The following is a 17688-nucleotide window of genomic DNA, read 5'->3' on the forward strand; positions in this document are numbered from 1 at the left end:
GGCACACGGCACCGTGGCCACGGTGCCGTGTGCCCGTGTGCCGACCGCCGACCGCCGACCGAGCCGTGTGTGGGAGCCGTGCGCGAGGCATGAGCCGATCATGAGGAAATCGTGACGGCCTGAGCAAGGCTTCTCTTCGAGCCGGACCGCACCCGCCCCGCACTCCGACGGGCACCGCGCCGGCCGACTCCGTTCCGGAAGAGGGAGCCCCCCATGAATCCGCCGAACCAGACCCCCCGTCCGCAGACCCTGCGCCGGGCGGTGGCGTCGACCGCCGTCCTGCTCACCGCCGTCGCCTCGCTCGGCCTGGCGAACGCCACCGGCGCGGCCGCCGCCACGCCCCTGGCGGGGCCGCCGAGCGGCACCTGCAACCCGGCCGTTGACACGGTCTGGCACGACGTCCTCACCACCCAGGTGAATCCCGTCGTCACCGACTTCTCGGCGATCAACGTGACCGACGGCACCACCGGCCAGCGCACCCAGGTGCTGACCCGCGTCGACACCGTCACCACCACGGTCAACCAGAACACCCAGATCTCGGCCTCCGCCGGCTTCCTGTTCTTCAAGGTGTCCGCCACGGTCGGGTTCTCCGTGCAGACGACCACCTCGTCCACCACGACCACCACCGCGTCCACCACCTGGAACCTCAACAAGCCCGGCTACTACGGGCTCTACCGCGGCACCCGGAAGGTCTCCGGCGAGTGGGTGGAGTACTCCTGCGCCCGGGCCGGCGGCATCGGCTTCTGGGTGAACACGACCCCGAACGGCAAGGGCACCTACACCACCTTCGAGTACCCCGAGGAGGGCACCGTGTCCTGCGCCACCCCGGAGCCCGCCGGGACCCTCCGCCACGCCGCCCGGCAGCGGCTCGGCTGCTGACCGGACGGGAGCGGTCCCGCGGAACCGGCTCGCCCCGGACCACGAGCGACCCGAGCGACCCCGAGCAATCCCGAGCAACCCCGACCGACCGGGCCCAGGCCCTACCGGCGGCTTGCGCACACCACCACGACTCCCCGGCTGTGAAAGAGAGTTCACGATGTCCTTAGCACTCCGCCGCCTCACCGCGCTCGGCACCACCGCGGTCCTCGGCGCCCTGATGCTCGCCACCGCCCCGACCGCCACGGCCGCGGACCGGGGAAGCGACTTCGTCTGCGACCCGATCTACTACCGCATCAAGGCCGCCAACCGCCCCATGTTCAACGAGCTGGCCATGACCGTCGCCCTCTCCCCCGGGAACCACGGGTCGGTCATCCAGTACCAGTGGGAGGACGAGTCCAACCAGAAGTGGAAGCTCTGCCGCAAGCGCCAGTCGAACGGCAGCGAGCAGGTGGTCTTCCGCGACGCATGGCGCAGGTGGTGCATGGCCGTGAACCCCAACGGCAACCTGTGGGACTGGCTGGTCACCGTCGGCTGTGACGACGACTACGTACCCGACGAGCAGAAGTTCACCCTGGTCAACGTGCCCAACACCAACTACACCGCGATCCAGGGCGTGCGCTCCGGCAAGTGGCTCGCCGCCAACGACTTCGACACCAACGGCAGCCAGATCAGCCTCCACAACAGCCCCGACCTGTGGGTCCTGGAAATGGCCTGACCGCACGACGCCGGCGGGGTCCGTCGGCCGCTGTCCGTGGGCCGCTGTCCGTCCCGGGGCCAGGCGCCCCGGACGGGCACCGGCCCACGGGGCCGACGGCCCGGCCTTCGGCGCCGGCCCTCCTGCTCCCGCCCTCGCCCCGGCTCGAAGGTCAAGCCCTCCGCCGGTGGCCTCCCTGGCCTCCGGTTCCGCGTGCCGGCCGGGTGCTCGCCCACCGGCCCGGTCCCGACCGGCCGGCCGCGGCCAGGCCGGCCTCGCAGTCGTCGATCGCCCACGCGTCGCGGCTCTGCGGGGGCTGTTCCCGCAGCATCGCGAGGGCCTCGCGGAAGTAGTCGGCGGCAGCCGCGTACCGCCCGGTGAGCAGGCTCTGGTTGCCCAGCCCCCCGAGCACATCCGCTTCGCCCGCGCGATCACCGACCGAGGCCAGCAGCGCCCGGGCCGTGCGCAGTTCACCGAGGGCTGGTTCGTGCCGGCCCTGCGCCCCCAGGGCGGCGGCCAGGTCGTGGCGGGCGCGGCCCTCGCCGCGGCGGTCGCCGGTCCGGCGGGCCGCCGCGACCGCCGACCGGGTCGCCGTCAGCCAGTCCGCCGCGTACGGGCCCGCCTCGAAGTGGGCCCGCAGCACCAGGGGCAGCCGCCAGGCGTGGCCGTCGAGGCCGTGCTCGGCCGCGTACCGGACGGCCGCCAGCAGCCGCGCGTGCTCGTTCCCGCACCATTGCCGTGCCTCGGCGGCGGAGGTGAAGCCCGGCGGCTCGTACCAGGGGCCCGCGGCGGTGAGCGGCAGGCGCCGGCGCCCCGGGGCGAGCAGGCGGGCCGCCGCCGCCGCGTGGTGCAGGTACCAGGAGCAGAGACGTTCCCGGGCGGCGGCGCGGTCGGCGGGGCCGGTCTCGGCGGTGGCGCGGTCGGCGGCGTAGCAGCGCAGCAGGTCGGGCAGGCGGTAGCGGTGCGGCCCCGCGGGAACGAGCAGATGGGCGGTGGCGAGGTGTTCGAGCACCGGCCCGGTCTCGGCGGGGGCCGAGCCGGAGAGCGCGGCGGCCTCGGCCGTACCGACGCAGCCGCCGGGGGCCAGACCCAGCCGTCGGAAGAGCCGCTGGGCGGCGGGGGCCAGGGCCCGGTAGGAGAGGTCGAAGGCGGCCCGGACGCCGGTGGTGGCGTCGCCGTCGATCTGGAGCACGGTGAGGCGGTCCTCCGCGTCGCGCAGTTCGGTGGCGTGATCCACCAGGGTGCGGTGGGGCCGCTCCGCGAGGCGGCCCGCGGCGATGCCGAGGGCGAGCGGCAGGTGCCCGCAGGCGGCGGCGAGTTCGGCGGCGGCGCGGGGTTCGGCGCGGGTGCGGTCCGGGCCGGTGATCCGGGCGAGGAGTTCGACGGCGTCGGACTGGGGCAGGACGTCGAGCACCAGCCGCCGGGCGCCGTCGCAGGCGGTGAGCCCGGCCAGCCCGTCCCGGCCGGTGACCAGGGCCAGCGAACCCGCCGAACCGGGCAGCAGCGGGCGGACCTGCTCGGCGTTGCGGGCGTTGTCGAGCAGGACCAGGACCCTGCGGTCGGCGAGCAGCGACCGGTACAGGGCGGCGCTCTCGTCGACGGTGGCGGGGATCCGCTCGCGGTCGGTGCCGAGGGCCCGCAGGAAGCAGGCCAGTGCCTCGTGCGGGGTCAGCGGCGGCCCGAGGGCGTACCCGCGCAGGTTGAGGTGGAGCTGGCCGTCGGGGAAGCGCTCGCGGACCCGGTGCGCCCAGTGCACGGCGAGGGCGGTCTTGCCCGTCCCGGCGCCGCCGGTCACCACGCCGATTCCGGGGGCGACGGGCCGGGCGACCACGAGGTCGGCGGCGCCGGGTCCGACGGTGACGTCCGGGCCGGCCACGACCGGGCCGGGCGGGCGGACGAGGCCGTCCAGGACGCCGAGCTCCGCCCTCCGCCCGACGAAGGTGGCCAGGGCGGGCGGCAGTTGGGCGGGTCTGGGCACGGCCGGGCGGATCACCGGCGAACGCCCGGCGGCTGCGGGCGGGCGCCCCGCAGTGGCCCGCGGGCGCCCTGCGGGAACCGGTCGCTCCTTCAGCAACTCATCGTGCAGGAGCTGGAGTTCGGGACCGGGGTCGAGGCCGAGCTCATCGGCCAGCTGTCTCGCGAACCGGCGGTAGGCCGCGAGCCCGTCGGCCTGTCTGCCCGCCCGGTGCAGGGCCCGGACGAGCTGCGTCACGAAGCGGTCCCGGAGCGGGTGTTCGGCGACCAGTGCGGTCAGTTCCGGGACGGTCTGCCGGTGCCGGCCGAGTTCGGCCTCCAGGTCCAGGCAGTTCTCCCAGGCGGTGAGCCGCAGCTCGTTCAGTGCCACCGCGCCGGCGGCCACCAGGCTGCCGGACAGCCCGTCCAGCACCGGTCCGCGCCACAGGCCGAGCGCGGACCGGAACTCCTCGACCGCCGCCGCGGAATCGCCGCGCTCGGCCAGCCGGCGCGCCGCCGAAACCCGTCGGGCGAAGGTCAGGGCGTCCACCTCGTGGCCGCTCGGCGCGATCCGGTAGCCGGGGCCGTCCGTGACCAGCACCGGCGGCCCGTCGTGGACGGCGGCGAGCTTGCGCCGCAGCAGTCCGGCGAGGTTGCGGATCTGGCGGCGGGCGGTGGCCGGCGGTTCGTCGTCCCAGACCGCGTCGACCAGCCGGGGCACCGGGACGACGGCCCCGGCGTTGAGCAGCAGGGTGCCGAGCATCCGCTCCTGCTTGGCCCCTTCCGTCCGGGCCCGCCGGCCGTCGTCGGTCCACACCTCCAGTGGTCCGAGGATCTTGAACTCCATGCGTCCCTCCCGTGGCCGGGCGCCCGTCGGGGCCGCCCGGATGCCTTCGAAGCTCGTGACCATCTCATGACGGACTCGTGTCAACTCTGTGCGTCCGGTTGGGAGTGTTCTCCCGCCGGCCCCGCTGGGGCCGGTTCTCCCACACCCAAGGAGCGGTTCAATGAAGCGCATCAAGCAGGTGGCGGCCCTGGCCGTCGCAGCCGGTCTGGCCCTCGTCCCCCTCTCGGCGACCACCGCGCACGCCGCGGGGCCGGCCACCCACAAGGGAATGACCTGGCAGACGCTGGCGACGGGCCCCGAGGGGACCGTCCAGGTCGGCGGCTTCGCGCACTCGACGCCGAGCGACCCGTACAACGGCGACACCCTTCCGTCCGTCTCGCTGCCGGTCCTCTGCATCAACGTGGACGGCAGCCCCGCGCCGGACGGCCTCAGCATCGGCTTCTACACCGGCTGGGCCGGCGGCACCGTCGCGCTCAGCCAGCCGGTGAAGGGCTCGCGGCTGAACAGCCAGGCCGCCGCGAACAGCATCTGCCAGGCGTCCTTCGGCACCGGCTGGCGCCAGGCCGAGTTCCACGACGGCCGCTACGGCCCGAACCTGGACAACGTCGGCGGGTGGAGCTTCTGGGCGTACGGCAACATCGCCCCCAACGCCCGCTTCTGGACCGCCATCAACGACCAGCAGGCCAACCCCTGGAACTGACGGCGGCGCGGCGGTGACGGCCGGGCGGGGCGGCGAGCGGTCCGCCCGGCCGTACCGCCTCCGGCATCGGACCGGGTCCGGTACCGATGCCGGGTTCGCGTGGTGGTCCGGTTCCCGGTCCGGCCGGTCGGGCTCCCGGCCCGGCGCCTGGTCCGGCTCCTGATCCGTTTCCGCTGCCGGTTCGGAGTCCTCGGGGCACGGCACGAGGACTCCCGCAGGAGAGGTCCGGTCACCCTGGGGTGGCCGGGCCGTCCGGCGTTCGGGGTTCCCCGGCCGCGTGGGACGCGGGGCGGGGGTCCCGCCGGCCGGCGGGGGCTCCGGGGGGACGGCCGCCGGGGTGATGGGCGCGTGCCATGGGGCGAGAACTCCTCTGCCGGGAAGGTGTCGTAAGCGGAGGCCGCCCCGTTGCCGGGGCGGTGCCGGGACAGACCTTCCCATCCGGCGGCGACCGGTGACATCCCAGGTTTGCAGGGGGATCGACATCCACCTCCTCGTGGTAGGAGGACGATCCACCGGGCACCTCCCGACGAAGAGGCCCCAGGTCGACGACCTGGGGCCTCCGTGCCGTCCGGGCTCGCACCGGCTTCCGGGGCAGGACCGGGTGAGCCGGGGCGGGCCCGGGTGGGGCGCGGGCGGTTCGGGCGGGGTGTCAGACCGGGGGGCCACCGAGTCCGGCGGTGTAGGGCGCCGCGAGCAGCGCGACGAGTTCGCGGCGGCTCCGTACACCGGTCTTGGTGAAGGCGGACTTCAGGTGGTCCTGGACGGTGGTCGGGCTCAGGAAGAGCCGGCCCGCGATGTCCCTGGTGCTCAGGCCCCGCACAGCCTGGAGCACCACCTCCTGCTCGCGGGGCGAGAACCGGTGCGCCAGCAGGGACAGCGGGATCACGTCGACCGGGCTCGCGGGCTGGGCGACCAGGGCGACGCTGCCCCGCGGGTTCTCGTCGAGCAGCGAGGCGCGGACCGCGAGCCACTGGCCGCTGGGGCGGCGCAGCCGGGCCCAGGCGTGGGCGCCCGCGCTCGCGGAGGGCACATGGGTACGGGCCCGCTCGGACAGGTAGACCAGCGCGGTCGGCACTCCGGAGGGGCGGTACTGCGGCTCGGAGAGCTCCTCGAACAGCTGGCGGGCCCCGGAGTCCGCGGAGGTGAGCTCGCCGGTGGGGCCGATGACGGCGACTCCGAGCCAGTACGGTCCGTCCCGCGGGTCCGCCCGGGCGTCCTGCCCGTCGGGGCCGCCCGCGGTGGGCAGCGCGTAGTCGCGCAGGGCCGCCGCCACGGCCCGCGCGGCCCGTTCGGCCAGTCGCTGCTCGCTCGCACCGAAGGGCGCCGAACCGGCCTCGCGCATCAGCGCGGCGGCTCCCCACCGCCCGCCGCCGATGTCGAAGTTCATCCGCAGCTCGTCACCCAGTCCGAACTCGGCGAGCAGCTCCCGGTAGCGCACGCTGCGTTCGGGACGGCCGTCGGTGGCGCGGTGGACGGTCTCCACCACCCGGCCGGCGGCCCGGATGTCGACGAACCGGGTGGTGTCGTCGGACCACATCTCCAGCCAGATGGCGTGCTCGAAGGCGGCGCCCTGGAGGCCCTCGGCCACGGTGGAGGTCAGGAAGCCGGTGACCGGATCGGCCCCGTGCAGGCATCCCGCTTCGGACCCGAGCGCGGGTCCGAGGACGGCGAGGAGCTGTCGGAAGAACTGTTCGAGCGGGAGCCTGGCCGCCGCCAGATCCTCGATCTCTCCCATCATGCGGCGTTCCCTGTCACGGAATGAGGTCATCTCTTTACCTTAGAGCCGGGGTTGACCGGCTCTCCCGCATTCCTGGGATGCAGAAGGATGCCACGCACCGGTAGGGCCGATCCTCAAACCACCTGACGAACAGGTGATTTGACGGACAATCAATCCCTAACACCTTCAGTTCGGTTGAGCAGCCCAGGGGCCGGGCTGCGGGATCACCCTCACCCGCGCCACCCGCGCCACCCACGCCACCCACGCCCCGCGGGGCCCCGCTCGCCGACCGGGGCCCCGCGGAACGGATCGGCCCCCGTCAGCGGAGGGTGCGCAGGAAGATGTCCGCCTTGCCGTTGGTGTCGCCGGGGACGAGGTCGTCGGCCGTGGACCGGAAGACCACCTGGCGCCCGCCGGCGCTGACCGTGTCGATCCCCGCCGTGGCCGGGCGGTCGGTGACGGTCTCGTCGGTGCCCGTCTCCAGGTCGCGCAGCGTGAGCGGCGCCGGCCCGGTCGCATCCGACAGGGTGTGCAGCAGGTAGCGGCCGGTGGGGTCGATGGCGACACCCTTCACGCCGGGCACCAGCAGGGCGGCGCCGGACGCGACGTCGTGGACGTACGTGTCGGCGCCCGAGAGGTAGACGACCTTGCCGCCGTTGTCGCTGAGCTGGACCAGTTCGGCCGCCCTGCCCGGACCCTCGATCGGGCCGGCGGCGGTGTTGTCGGCCCAGTCCCACAGGAAGACGTCGTGCTCCCCGCCGTCCTGGTACGCGAGACGGGTCCCGTCGCCGCTGATGGACGGCCGGATCGCCGCGAGGTTGTGGATGATGTCGACGGTCTGCAGGGCGCCGGTGTCCGGGCTGCGGACCTCGACGCGCTGGTTCTGCTCCGGGGGCCTGAACTTGACGCTGTACGCCTGGCGGTTCTCGTTCTCACCCATGGTCGCCTCGCAGGTGAAGAGCGAGCAGGTGTAGGCCGTCGTCCACCGCCGGGTCAGATGTTCCTGATAGAACGCCGTATTGGCGAACCTGGGCGCCAGATAGGCAACGACCTCCCCGTCCCCGCTCAGCACGGGCGGCGCCACGGCGCCTCCGCCGAACTGCCGGTTCTGTCCCGTCGTCAGATCACGGACGAACACCCACTTGCCCGTTGCCGTATTCCCGGGAACGAGATTGTTCGAGCGCGACGAGAAAACGATGCGGTGGCCCGCCGGCGTGATCGACACCTCGGACGAATCGCCGTTGCCCTCGGTACCGTCCGCCGCGACACTGACCCTCTCGATACCGACCGCACGAACGCCCGCACCGTCCGCGGGCCCGGCCCAGGCCGCACCGGGCAGGACCGCCGTGATCACACCGACCATGGCCGCCGCACCCAGAACACCCCGCCCACGTCTGGCCGCAACCCGGTTCACCCTTCCCTGCATGTTTCCCCCCAGACATCTTTCGCCTCGGCACCCCCATTCGGAGAACCACCGACAATCAAAATCCGAAAGAGCGACACGGTCAACGCACAGATGCGCCACATGACCTGACCGAATATCTGGTTTCGGTCATCGGGAAACCGTTCCACCACTCGGGCCGCCTCCCGTCGCTGGGGAAACATCCGGCCGCCCCGAAAGCGGACTCCCACCGCCCCGGGGAACGGGCGGCGAACACACGGGCGGGGCCGTGGCCGGGTTCCGGCCGGGGCACCGGGGTGTGTGATGCGGGCAACCCGGACGCGGCAGGGGCGTCCGCCGGTGCGGCCGCCGTCACCGCGCCCTGTCCAGGCACCGGCCCGACGCCCGCCAACCCGTCCCGAGGGCGGACGGTCACCACGGACCACGCACCCGCCGGCGTCCTCGGCCGCCCCGCGACCGTTGCCCGCCCGGGCGCCCGTGGGCCGGCTCCCCCGGGCCGGGTGGCCTCCCCGCCCCCTGGTCCTTCCCGCCGCCGGAGGCCGGGGGCCCGCGCCGGCCCGAGTGGCCCCGGAAGATCGGTCCGGGGGGCAGGAGAGAGGCCGCGCCGATCCGGTCCGCTCCCCTGCGCACCGCCCTGCCGGACGGGGACGGAAACGGGTCGGGCTGCCCGGTCGAAGGGACCGGGCGGCCCGAACTGTGCGGTGAGCGACTACCGCGGAGCAGCCTCAGCCGTGGCGGCCACGGCGACGGGCGGCCAGGACGGCGATGCCGCCGAGGACAATCAGGCCGGCACCGATGCCGAGGAACATCGGGGCGTTGTCGGAACCGGTCGACGCGAGCCGACCGCCGCCACCACCGCCGCCGCCGCCGTTGGCGGGCAGCGGGAGCTGGGTGGTCGGACCCTCAGCCGTCGGACCGTCGACGCCGGGCGCGGCACCGGACGCGCTGGAGGTGGCGGTGGGGCTGGTCGGCACGGCCGAGGTGGCGCTCCCGGTCGGGGTCGGGGCCGGGGACGTCGGGGTCGGCGAGGCGGTCGTCTCGGTCGGCGACGGCGACGGCGAGGCGGTGAGCGTCGGCGAGGCAGAGGTCTCCGTCGGCGACGGCGTCACAGTGGGCGACGGCGAGGCGGTCGTCTCGGTCGGCGACGGCGACGCACTGGTCTCCGTCGGGCTGGGCGTCGGTGAAGCAGTCGTCTCGGTCGGCGACGGCGTCGGCGTGGTCTCCGTCGGCGACGGTGTCGGCGTCACGGTCGGCGTCGGCGTCGGCGTGACCTCGCAGTCCGGGAGGTCCCCGTCGAACGGGTAGCTGTGGATCTCGTAGCCGCCGTTGCCGGTCTGGACGAGGTTGCCCGCCAGGTAGACCCGGCCGTTCATGCCCGGCATGTCGATGGTCGTGGTGCCGGCCGGGTTGCCCGCCAGCACCGAGCCCTGGAACTGCGCGGTGCCGTTGATCTGCGCGCTGGTGGACGTGGGGAAGTTCCACATCAGCTTGGAGCGCAGTGCGGCCATCGGGTCGTCCGCCAGACCGGTGCCCGTGTAGGTGTTGATGACCGGGTCCGCCGACAGCATGTTGACCACGACGGTCGCGCCCGCCGGAACGCCGTCGAACACCAGGCCGATCTGGCCGCCGGTCGGCGAGGTGAGGTTGCCGGTGACGTTGAAGACCTGCTTCATGCTGGTCCCGTCGCCGGTGAAGGTCGCCTCGCTCGCGGTGAGCGCGACGGTCCCCGTGGCGGTGGCCCGCCCGACGCAGGTGGAGACGTCCTCGATCCGGGTGAGCACCGACCGGTACGGCGCGGCGGCCTTGGCGTCCGGTATGACCTCGCCCGGCGGGTCGACGGCGACCGTGCCGGTGAGCGTGCCCGCGTGCCGCAGGTTGCCGTAGGCCTGGCCGGTGGAGTCGAAGCCTCCCATCAGCAGGCTGTTGCCGGGCTGGACGGTGACGTTGCCGCCGACCGTGAGGTAGTCGCTGCCGTTCGGCGGGACGACCCGCGAACCGACGCCGACCACGCCCGCGTTGAAGTTGCCGCCGCCGTTCTTGTCGACGGTGAAGTCCCCGAGGGTGACGATCCTGCCCTCGGCCTCCGCCGCCCGGCCGGTGACCGTGTAGCTGCCGCCGGTGAAGACGGTGACGGCCCCGTCCCGGCCGGGGAAGTCGCCGTTGTGGACCGGCGGCCAGGCGGCGGGGCACTCCGGCCCGGTGCACGCACCCAGCGGCGGGGCCAGCGGCGCGGCCGAACCGATTGTCAGCACCGCCGCGAACGGCAGCAGCGCGGTGGCGGCGGCGGCCGCGATCCTGGCGTTCCGACGTCCGCGCGGGGCCGGGACCCGCTCCACGACGGGTCTTCTGTGACCGGGCGTACCCGTGCTCTGACTCATCGACACGAACCTCCGTGCAGGGAAGAAGGCAGGTGAAGGAGCACGCCTGCCGCGTAGGGGTGACCACCGGCCATCGCGACTCATCCCAATGAGTCCAGAGATGTCGGCATATCCGATACCAAATCGGACATCCCGCACCATACAGACCATCATGGTCAATATGAAAATCCCAAGGCTCACTGCGCCGAACGTGTCGCCCACGGCGGACCGGGCCGCCGGGACCGCTACCGCCGCCCTCCGCCGCCCTCCGACGCCCGGCCGATCGACCGGGCCTCGCTCCGCAACGGCTCCCACCGACCTGCAACGTCCGCCGCCGCGAGCGGCCGAACCACCGTCAGGCGGTCGGCGCGCTGCCGCACGGCGCCGTGGGCCGCACGGGCGGCCCGGTCAGGACGTGCCCGCGTGGCGCGCCCGCCCCAGGGCCGTGACTCCCAGCAGCAGGACGCGCAGGCCGTTGTCGATCATCGCGTCCCGTTCGGGGACCGGCAGGTCGGGCTGCAGGTTGACGAGTATGGTGGCGAGTCCGTGGACGGTGGCCCAGCTCGCCACCACCGCCGCCGCGGTTTCCCCGGGCGGCAGGCAGCCCGCCCCGGTCAGCCGGTCCAGCGCGGCCAGCAGGATCACGTCCGGCTGGGGCTGTCCCCCGGTGTCGGGGTCCGGCTCGTGCCCGGGGGATCCCGGGGTGCCCACGCCCGAGGGGTTGCCGTCCATGGCGGTGCGGAACAGCCCCGGCTCGTCGAGCGCGAAGCGCACGTACGCGCGGCCGACCTCGCTCAGGTGCAGTTCCGCCGCCGCGCGCGGGTCCGAAGGCTCCGGGACGGCCGCGACATGGGCCGCCATGGCCGCGCCCAGCTCGCACAGGGCCTGCTGGGCCACCGCCGCCTTCAGCCCCGCAAGGGTCCTGAAGTGGCCGTAGACGGAGTTGGGCGCGACCCCGACGAGGCGGGCCACCTCCCGCAGGACCACCGCTTCCGGACCGCCGGTGCGTGCCAGCTCTATGCCGGCGCCGATCAGGGCCGGCCGCAGGTCTCCGTGGTGGTAGGTGGTCCGGGTGCGGCGGTTCGGCTGGGTCATGCACGGATCCTGGCACGGACGGATCCCGCGGGGCCACCTGCCTCCCGCGTCCCCGCTCCCGGATCCCCGCACTCCGGTCGGCGGCCCCGCGCCGCGCTCGGCGGCCCTGCGGTCAGGGTGCGACGAGCCGCAGGCCCGGAAGGCCGCGGCGGCGGATCATCAGCTCGGCGGCGACGATGTTGGGCAGCCAGCACAGGAACGGGACGGCCGCGTAGGCCTGGCCGACCATCCGCTCCACATCGCCGCCACCGGCCAGGACCTGCAGCAGGATCAGCACGCCGAACCAGAGCCGCAGCGTCGGCGCCGCGAAGGTGAGGGCGAAGCTGCGGATCATCCAGGCCCGGTGGGCGGCGAAGTCACCCGCCCTCGCGGCCCGGTAGCCGCGGTAGGTGGTCCACCCCCAGAGGACGGCCAGGCTGCCGAAGCCGAAGAAGCCGGCGAAGGCCACGGAGTTGAAGAACGACATCACCAGCCCCGCCGCCGCGCCGAGCCCGACGGCGGTCACGTAGCCGCGCCCGATCCAGCGGTGCACGCGGGGAAGGCGCTCCCGGATCGCGCCGGCGAACTGGAACGGGCCGACCGCCAGGGCCAGCCCGGCCGTGATGATGTGGACGTAGAAGGCGATCTGGACCGGGAACGGCCGGTCCGCGTAGGTCGACGCGAGGCCGACCCGGCCTGCGGCGAGCGTCTCCAGGCTTCCGGTCGCGTACTGGCCCACGGAGTAGCCGGTTATCGCCACCGACAGCAGCAGCATGACGGTCCAGTGGAAGCGGGAGCCGCGACGCGGCCGGCCGGTGGCCGTCGGCGGGCGGGAGGTCAATGCGGACATGGCGAAGCAGCCCTCTCTCGGGGCGAGGCGAAGCGCGGGAACGGTGGCACGGGCTCAATCTGTACAGTGTGAGTTTTAGTGTCCGGCCGGTACGGGAGTCAAGGGCCGACCAGGCGCACGGGCGGTCACGGCCGGGGAGGATGACGGTGCTTCAGACCCAGGACCGACCGTGGGGACGCGCGGACGGGTGCCGGCGACGCGGCGCGAGCCCGGCCGGGGACGCCGGTGGCCCAACTCCCCGGCCGTCCCCTCGGCGCCGGATCCCGTCACCGTCCACGGGGCCCGGCACCACTCCAACGGGTGAATCGCGGGGCGCCGGGCAAGCCGGGCGCCGGAGGCCCCCGAAGGCCTCACGTACGAGCCCGCGAGCGGCGGGCTCCGGCCAGGGACGGGAGCACGATGCCTCCACAGCACATCGACACCCGGCTGCTCGAAGAACTCACCGAGCAGTCGCAGGACCTGAACAGCGACGCGATGCGGATCACGAACGACGCGCTCGTCGGCTTCGGGCGGACGGTGGAACCCGTCCGGCGCCGCTGGTGGCACCGTGGTGGCCCGGTCGCCGCCGCGGCCGGCGCGTTCGCGCTCCTCGGCGCGGGCCGGGCCTTCGCCGCGTCGCCCTCCCCCTCCGGCTCCCCGGCCGGCTCCGTGACCGGCTCCGTGACCGACGACATCATGGCGCTGCAGACCGCCGCCTCGATCGAGAACCTGGCGGTCGGCGTCTACCGGACCGCCGCCGGGCTGCCGTTCGTCAAGGACGGCAACAGGACGGTCGCCGCGTTCATCGCGAAGACCACCGAGCAGCACGAGGCGCACGCGAAGGCCTTCAACTCCGCCGCCGCCAGGGCCGGCGGCCAGGCGCAGAACGGCCCGGACCCGAAGTACAGGCGCCTGGTGGACCAGATGCTGCCGGACATCAAGGGCCCGGCGGACGTGGTGCGGCTCGCCATCACCCTGGAGGACGTCGCCACGCAGACGTACACCAGGAACGTCAGCCAGGTGAGCAACGCCGAACTGCGCAGGCTCTTCGCCTCGGTGGCCCCCGTGGAGGCCCAGCACCGGGCCACCCTGCTCGCCGTCCAGGCGCTGCTGGCGGGCAACGCCGCGGACCTGGTCACCATCCCGGTGGACCCGGCGAAGCTGCCCGCGGCGGCCGGCTCCGTCGGCTTCCCCGACGCCTTCCACCGGACCGACAACGCTTCCCCGATCAGCGAAGGGGCCGTGCAGTGACGACCACCGGGAACCGCTGGGAACTTCCCGTCGGTGAGGGCGAACTCGACGCCCTCACCCGCGAGATGCACGACGCCCATCAGGAGACGCTGCCCGCCATGCGCGCGGCGGCGGCGGACCTGACGGAGGAGGTCCGGGCCGGTCGGGCCGGGGAGCTCCGCGGCGCCGGCCGCCGCCGGTTCCTGCTGGGTGCCGGCGGCGCGGCGGCCGGGCTGGTCCTGGCCGCCTGTTCCGGCGGCAGGCCGGCCGACGCCCCTCCGCCCTCCGCCGGCGCGGACGCCTCGGCGCCCGTCGCCGACCCGGCGTCGGGCCGGTACACCGGCGACCTGAGGGTCGTCGCGCTCGCCACCGCCCTGGAGAACCAGGCCGTCGGCGCCTACCGGGCCGCCCTGGACGCCGCCGCGGCCGGCAGGCTGGGCACCGTGCCGCCCGCGGTGGCGACGTTCATCAGCACGGCGATGGGCCAGCACGCCGACCACGCCAAGGCCTGGAACACGGTGCTCACCGGCGCCGGCAGGCCCGCCGTCACCGACGTCCCGCTGTCCAACCAGCCCGCCACCCTCCAGGCCCTGGGCGCGGCCACGGACGTCGCCGCCGTCGCGAGGCTCGCCCTCTCCCTGGAGGACCAGGCCGCCCAGACCTACCTGTTCGCGACCTACAACGTCACCAGCCCGGGCGGCATCGCCACCGCGGCCACGATCGCCCCCGTCGAGGCCATGCACGCCGCCATCCTCAACTACGTCCTCGGCCAGTACCCCGTCCCCGCCGACTTCCTGTCCGTCGACAAGGCCGCCGCCCCCTCCCTGCTCACCCTCTGACCGGGGCGGCCCACGAACCGGCGCGTGCCCGGAGGGGAGAACTCGACACCCCCGCCTCCGGGCACGCGCCTTCCTGTCCCGCTCGAACACCACGAGCGCGACGGGCACCACGGGCACCACGGGGACGACGGTGAACGCCGGACGCCCGCGCCGCGCCCCACCGGGCGCAGGCGTACGGAACCCCCGGCTCCCGGCCGACGCCCGCCCGACACCCGGCACCCGATTCCCGATGCCCGATGCCCGCCCCGAACGACGGGGCGGGCATCGTGGCTTCCGCGCCGGTACCGCCGCCCGGGGGCGGCCGAGGTCAGGTGAGGGCGAACACCATGAGCGGCCGGCCGGTGGGACGGGCCGATCCCCCGGCGGGCTCCTCGGTCACACCGACACCGACCGCACCGTCGATGCCGCCCGTGAGCAGCACCTGCCCCTCGTTCTCCGGCAGCAGACCGGCCGGGCGCATCGTCCCCGCGTCGTCGAACCACAGCTGGTAGGCACGGCCCCGGGCCAGTGCGGGCAGCCCGGTGGCGAGGAACGCGGCCCGGCCGCGCCCGGCCGACCACACCACCGTGGCCACGGCCGACCCGGCGGCCGTCGTGGAGGTGCGCGCGTCCGGAGCCGCCAGCAGGGCGGCGACCGCGCTCCGTTGCCCAAGCAGACGGCCCTCCCTGGCCTCGGCCCGGAGCGCCCGGTCGTGCTGCTGAACGGCGGCGGCGCCGAGGCCGGCGGCCAGGGCCAGGCAGGCCGCCAGCACCAGCCGGGGCCATCGGCGGACGACCGGCGGCACGCGCCGGGGGCGGCCGGCGGACGCGGTCAGCGGCGGGAGCTGGCGGATGCCGCCGATGCCCGCCATCACCCGGGCCTTGAGCGCCGGCGGCGGCTCCAGCGACTCCGCGGCCCCGAGCCGGGCCAGCGTCGCCTCGAACTCGGAGACCTCCGCCGCGCAGGCGGGACACTGCGCGAGGTGGCGTTCGAACGCGGTCAGCTCCTGCTCGGGCAGTGCGTGGGCCGCGTACGCGCCGGTGAGGACGTGCAGGTCGGGTGCGGTGTTCATGATCCGACTCCCAGGCAGTCGCGCAGACGGATCAGGCCGTCCCGCATCCGGGTCTTGACGGTGCCGAGCGGGGTGCCCAGCAGTTCGGCGACCTCGGGGTAGCTGTAACCCCGGTAGTACGCCAGGGCCACCGACTCGCGCTGCAGTTCCGTCAGCGACCGCAGGCAACGGCGGACCTGCTCGCGCTCCAGCCGGCCCTCCACGCGCTCCGCGACCTCGTCGAACGCGGGTGTGTGGGAGCGGGCGGCCGCCCGCTCGTCCCGGTCGGCCGCGGCCTGCGCGGCCCGGACCCGGTCCACCGCCCGCCGGTGGGCCATCGTCAGCACCCAGGACATCACCTCGCCGCGCTCCGGCTCGTACCGGGCCGCGGTGCGCCACAGTTCGAACATCACCTCCTGCACCACCTCCTCGGACTGCGCCGGGTCCCGCAGGACCCGCCGCACCACTCCCAGAACCGGGCCGGCCACCGCGTCGTACAGGCGGGAGAACGCCGCCTGGTCGCCGAGCGCGGTCCCGGCGACCAGTTCCTTCAGGTCCGGACCCCGGAGCCCCGGCCCCTCCAGGTTCACGACGGTGCTCATGAGCCCGCCCTTCCCCGGCACAACCCGTGCCCGGCCCGGCGCACCCGCCGGGGCCTGCCGCCGGATCGGCAGCTGTGCATGAATTCCTCCTTCTCGGACGACGGTCGCAGATCGGTCCACCGGTATTCGCGGCCGCGCGCCCTGCGGATTGCCGCCGGGGGAACACCGTGCACGGCGCGGGACGACCGTGCGGTTCCACGGCCCCGGCCCGGCCGCCTGACCACGCCTGATACCTTGCAGGGGCCATGGTGTTCGGGAAACCGGTCTGAGTCCGGTGCGGCCCTCGCCACTGTTGCCGCGGAGTGCCGCGGCCCTCGCTGACCGGCTCCGCCAGCGGTCAGGGCCACTGGGACGGCTCGAAGAGCCCCCCGGGAAGGTCGGCTGCGGTGCGTCGATGCGGAAGCCAGGAGACCGGCCACGGCGCGACATGTTCCACGAGGGTTTTGGAGAACACGTGCCCAGCACTCCGCCGTACCCGTTTGCGTCCATACGTTCCACCCGCCCCGCACGTCGGGTACGTGCCGGCCGGGCGGTCGCGGCCGTCCTGTTCACCGGCCTGCTCGGCGCCTGTGCGGGCGCCCCCGCGCCCGTCGCGTCCACGGCGACGGGCGGAAGCGCCGCGCCGGTCAGCGTGGACAACTGCGGGACCACCGTGACGGTCGGCGCCCCGCCCGAGCGGCTGGTGACGCTCAACCAGGGTGCCACCGAGGTGGCCCTGGCCCTCGGCCTGGAGTCCCGGATGGCCGGCACCGCCTACCTCGACAACGCCGTGCCGGAGAAGTGGAAGGCGGCCTACGACTCCGTTCCGGTGCTCTCCAAGGACTACCCGACGAAGGAGAAGCTCCTCACGGCCCGTCCCGACTTCCTCTACGCCTCCTACTCCAGCGCGTACACCGAGAAGGTCGCGGGCACCCGGGAGGAGCTGCGCGGCCAGGGAATCGCTTCGTACCTGTCCCCGTTCGGCTGCTCGGACAAGAGCCAGGTGCCGCCGACGACCTGGCAGGCGATGTGGGGCGAACTCAACGACGTCGCCAAGGTCTTCGGCGTCCCGGAGCGGGCGGCCGCGCTCCAGCGGCAGCAGGAGGACCAGCTGGCCGGGTTCAGGGCGACGGCCGCGGGCAAGGACCTGAAGGTCCTGTGGTTCGACTCGGACACCAAGTCGCCGTACGTCGGGGCCGGCCACGGCGGACCGCAGCTCGTGCTCGACGCCGTGGGCGCCCGCAACGTCTTCGCGGACCTGCCCGGCACCTGGCAGAACGTCAGCTGGGAGAAGGTCGTCGCCGCGGACCCGGACGTCATCGTGCTCGCGGACGCCGACTGGGACACCGCCCGGTCCAAGATCGACTACCTGCAGGGCGACCCGGTGCTCAGCAGGATCACCGCCGTGCAGCGCAAGGCCTTCGTGGTGGTGCCGTTCTCCGAGTCGACCCCCGGCGTGCTGCTCGCCGACGGCGCCGCCCGGGTGTCGGCGGAACTGGGCCGACTGCGCGCGGGTTCATGACCGCCGCGCCCCACCCCGCCGTGCGGCCCACCGG

Annotated in this window: 14 protein-coding genes and 1 riboswitch; of the genes, 6 read left to right on the plus strand and 8 right to left on the minus strand. The window is 74.3% G+C overall.

All coding sequences use genetic code 11. From position 1 onward, the window contains the following. Positions 1–213 precede the first annotated feature (213 nt). Together ACFCX4_RS23355 and ACFCX4_RS23360 are read left to right on the plus strand one after the other, a co-directional pair. Positions 214–879: a hypothetical protein gene (locus ACFCX4_RS23355; protein WP_376145436.1), complete on the plus strand. Its 666-nt coding sequence runs from the start codon at positions 214–216 to the stop codon at positions 877–879. A 157-nt stretch (positions 880–1036) separates the two neighbouring features. Then, entirely contained in the window at positions 1037–1594 is a 558-nt protein-coding gene (locus tag ACFCX4_RS23360) for an RICIN domain-containing protein (protein ID WP_376145438.1), read from the plus strand. Between the two features lie 151 nt (positions 1595–1745). On the opposite strand, the gene ACFCX4_RS23365 is transcribed toward ACFCX4_RS23360, so the two are convergent. Beyond that, positions 1746–4373, minus strand: coding sequence for a BTAD domain-containing putative transcriptional regulator (locus ACFCX4_RS23365; RefSeq protein ID WP_376145441.1), 2628 nt, complete (start codon positions 4371–4373; stop codon positions 1746–1748). Positions 4374–4533: 160 nt separating this feature from the next. On the opposite strand from ACFCX4_RS23365, the gene ACFCX4_RS23370 reads away from it, so the two are divergent. Next, complete coding sequence (locus ACFCX4_RS23370; protein WP_376145444.1) at positions 4534–5073, plus strand: hypothetical protein; 540 nt, start codon at positions 4534–4536, stop codon at positions 5071–5073. Positions 5074–5722: 649 nt separating this feature from the next. On the opposite strand, the gene ACFCX4_RS23375 is transcribed toward ACFCX4_RS23370, so the two are convergent. From ACFCX4_RS23375 to ACFCX4_RS23395, 5 genes are all read right to left on the minus strand, one after another. Continuing rightward, on the minus strand, positions 5723–6841 hold the full coding sequence (locus ACFCX4_RS23375; protein WP_376145447.1) for a LuxR C-terminal-related transcriptional regulator: 1119 nt from the start codon (positions 6839–6841) through the stop codon (positions 5723–5725). A 268-nt stretch (positions 6842–7109) separates the two neighbouring features. Then, complete coding sequence (locus ACFCX4_RS23380; protein ID WP_376145450.1) at positions 7110–8153, minus strand: hypothetical protein; 1044 nt, start codon at positions 8151–8153, stop codon at positions 7110–7112. A gap of 764 nt (positions 8154–8917) precedes the next feature. Then, positions 8918–10570, minus strand: a complete 1653-nt coding sequence (locus tag ACFCX4_RS23385) for a choice-of-anchor A family protein (RefSeq protein ID WP_376145453.1) — start codon at positions 10568–10570, stop codon at positions 8918–8920. 387 nt (positions 10571–10957) lie between these two features. Next, a complete protein-coding gene (locus ACFCX4_RS23390) occupies positions 10958–11644 on the minus strand; it encodes a TetR/AcrR family transcriptional regulator (protein ID WP_376145456.1) in 687 nt (228 codons plus the stop codon). A gap of 112 nt (positions 11645–11756) precedes the next feature. Beyond that, positions 11757–12473, minus strand: coding sequence for a DUF2306 domain-containing protein (locus ACFCX4_RS23395; RefSeq protein WP_376145459.1), 717 nt, complete (start codon positions 12471–12473; stop codon positions 11757–11759). 399 nt (positions 12474–12872) lie between these two features. On the opposite strand from ACFCX4_RS23395, the gene ACFCX4_RS23400 reads away from it, so the two are divergent. Both ACFCX4_RS23400 and ACFCX4_RS23405 read left to right on the plus strand, forming a co-directional pair. Next, positions 12873–13703, plus strand: a complete 831-nt coding sequence (locus ACFCX4_RS23400) for a ferritin-like domain-containing protein (protein ID WP_376145462.1) — start codon at positions 12873–12875, stop codon at positions 13701–13703. Further along, positions 13700–14521 (plus strand): ferritin-like domain-containing protein, encoded by an 822-nt coding sequence (locus ACFCX4_RS23405; protein ID WP_376145465.1) that lies wholly within the window; start codon positions 13700–13702, stop codon positions 14519–14521. The genes ACFCX4_RS23400 and ACFCX4_RS23405 overlap by 4 nt, the downstream gene beginning before the upstream one ends. Positions 14522–14828: 307 nt before the next feature. Here the strand turns inward: ACFCX4_RS23405 and ACFCX4_RS23410 are convergent, their stop codons facing one another. Further along, positions 14829–15572, minus strand: coding sequence for an anti-sigma factor domain-containing protein (locus tag ACFCX4_RS23410; protein WP_376145468.1), 744 nt, complete (start codon positions 15570–15572; stop codon positions 14829–14831). Continuing rightward, a complete protein-coding gene (sigK, locus tag ACFCX4_RS23415) occupies positions 15569–16153 on the minus strand; it encodes an ECF RNA polymerase sigma factor SigK (RefSeq protein ID WP_376145471.1) in 585 nt (194 codons plus the stop codon). The genes ACFCX4_RS23410 and sigK overlap by 4 nt, the downstream gene beginning before the upstream one ends. Positions 16154–16382: 229 nt before the next feature. Then, positions 16383–16588, plus strand: a riboswitch (cobalamin riboswitch). A gap of 19 nt (positions 16589–16607) precedes the next feature. On the opposite strand from sigK, the gene ACFCX4_RS23420 reads away from it, so the two are divergent. Next, positions 16608–17654, plus strand: a complete 1047-nt coding sequence (locus tag ACFCX4_RS23420; protein ID WP_376145474.1) for an ABC transporter substrate-binding protein — start codon at positions 16608–16610, stop codon at positions 17652–17654. Positions 17655–17688 lie beyond the last annotated feature (34 nt).

The sequence above is a fragment of the Kitasatospora sp. NPDC056327 genome, assembly GCF_042261735.1.
Classification (GTDB): domain Bacteria; phylum Actinomycetota; class Actinomycetes; order Streptomycetales; family Streptomycetaceae; genus Kitasatospora.